The sequence below is a fragment of the Pseudonocardia xinjiangensis genome, from assembly GCF_012911925.1.
Lineage (GTDB): Bacteria > Actinomycetota > Actinomycetes > Mycobacteriales > Pseudonocardiaceae > Pseudonocardia > Pseudonocardia xinjiangensis.
Window position 1 is genome coordinate 1 of the sequence record NZ_JAAXKY010000289.1, and the last position, 2,095, is coordinate 2,095.

A 2,095-nucleotide genomic window follows, 5' to 3' on the forward strand; every position below is an offset into this window, starting at 1 on the left:
CGCCCGCCCCGCGAGTCGCCCGATTCCGCCCCGCGAGTCGCCCGGTTCGCGTGCGCGAGTCGCCCTACCGGTGCGTCCTCGTCTCGTGGGGACGGGCCGGTCGGGCGCCAGGGTGAGGGCGCGGCGTGCTCCGGAAGAGCGACGCCCAGTGCTGCGCTGCCAGATCCCGCGCCCGCACCGATCCGCTCAGCCCCTGCGCCGTCAACCAGGCCCGGATCCCGGGATGGGACCGCCGCAGGGTGGTGACCAGGCGGTCTCCGCCGAACGCTGCCCGGACCAGTTGCTGGTACCGGACCCGGTCCGCCCGACCGACCAGCTCGCGCTCCCGCCGGGTGACGACGAGCACGCCGCCGTCCACCCCGGGCCGGGGCCGGAAGGCGGCTGCCGGCACCCGCTCAGCCAGCGCGAACTCGTACCACGGCCACCAGCTCGCCGTGAGCAGCGTCGTCCCGCCGACCGCGGCCCGTTTCCGCGCGACCTCCCACTGCAGCAACAGCACTGCGGTTCCCCACCCCTGCTGCGCGAGGAGGTGGCGCAGCACGGGGGTGGTGATGCCGAAGGGCACGTTCGAGACGACGTGGTGGTCGCCGGCGAGCCGGAACCTCAGCATGTCCTCGTGCAGCACGCGGACTCGGTGGCCGAGCGCGCGCCGCAGCTCTGCGACCCGCATCGGGTCCAGCTCGACGGCGGTGACCGAGCCGGGCCGGGCGGCAAGCTGCCGGGTCAGGGCGCCGTCTCCGGCGCCGAGCTCCAGAACCGCCCCGGGCGGCACCAGGCCCGCGATGCGGGCGGCAACGCGCCGGTCGGAGAGGAAGTTCTGGCCGAGCTCGTGGCGGCCGCCGACGGAACGGTGCGGGATGGACGAGGACATGGGTGACCTGCGCTTCGCGTCGATCGGGATGGGGGATCCGGATCGGACGGCGCGCGGCGGTGCGGCCCCGGAAGGGGCGGAGGATCAGCGGCGCGGCGTCCGGGAGGGGCGGCGCAGCCGGTAGTAGGTGCATCCCACGGCGACGACGTTAGCGGGCGGCGCCAGCCGTTTTCCGAGCTTGATCGTGCTGAGAGAGCGCGAGCTGAGTGGGGGCGACTCGCGCACGCGAATTGGGCGACTCGCGGAGCCGAACTGGGCGACTCGCGGGCCGAAGCCGGGCGACTCGCGGGGCGGAATCGGGCGACTCGCGGGGCCGAACCGGGCGACTCGCGGGTGGGAACGGGGCGACTCGCGGGGGGTGTCGTGCCATCGGGTGATGCGGCGGCGGAAGCGTTGGCGTGACCAGCGGGAACGACTAGACTTCGAACGTACGTTCGATGATCGCCGACCTTCCCCGCGGCGTGGGCGTCTGGGGAGGCATGGGTGCGTGATGCGGTGGCTGCCACGGCGGCGCAGGGCCTACCGGTGGATCCGGGGAGCCGGTTGGAGCTGGCCAGAGGGCTCCTCCGGCGCATGGAGGGGCGTTCGGGAGGCGCACGGCCGGTGTCCGCCGCCGAGGTGGAGGACGGCGTGCTGCCGGTGGTCGAACCGTTGGCCCGGTTCCTGCCGGCAGGTGGGTTGCGCCGGGGGACCACGGTCGCGCTCCCGGCCGTTCCGGGCGCCACCTCGCTGCTGCTCGCGTTGCTCGCCGAGGCGTCGGCCGGTGGCGCGTGGGTGGGAGTGGTCGGCAGGCCGGGGCTCGGGCTGCTGGCCGCCGCCGAGGCCGGGGTGCGGCTGGAGCGGCTGGCGTTGGTCCCTCATCCGGGCGCCGACCTGATGGCGGTCACGGTCGCGCTGCTGGACGGGATGGATCTCGTCGTGGTCTCGGGAGCCGCGCGGGCCGGGGTGCGTGCCGCCGACCGGCAACGGCTGGCGGCCAGGGCCCGGCAGCGGGGCGCCGTGCTGCTGGCTCTCGGCCAGTGGCCGGGCGCGGATGTGGAGCTGAGCTGCGCCGACACCCGGTGGCAGGGGCTGGAGGCCGGGGCCGGGCGGTTGTGTTCCCGCCGGGTCCGGGTGCAGCTGCGGGGCCGCGGGGTCGCACCGGCGGGACGCGCGGCCCGGTTGCTGCTGCCGGCACCGGGGAGCGCGGTGGCGGGTGTCGCGGAGAGCGCCGCGGAGCAGCCG

Annotated in this window: 2 protein-coding genes; one reads left to right on the forward strand and one right to left on the reverse strand. The window is 75.9% G+C overall.

From position 1 onward, the window contains the following. Nucleotides 1–64: 64 nt before the first annotated feature. Nucleotides 65–871, reverse strand: coding sequence for a 23S ribosomal RNA methyltransferase Erm (erm, locus tag HF577_RS37050; RefSeq protein ID WP_169400661.1), 807 nt, complete (start codon nucleotides 869–871; stop codon nucleotides 65–67). A 483-nt stretch (nucleotides 872–1,354) separates the two neighbouring features. Between erm and HF577_RS37055 the strand changes: the two genes are divergently transcribed. Beyond that, nucleotides 1,355–2,095: hypothetical protein (locus tag HF577_RS37055; RefSeq protein WP_407692286.1), on the forward strand; the 741-nt coding region annotated here is incomplete at its 3' end.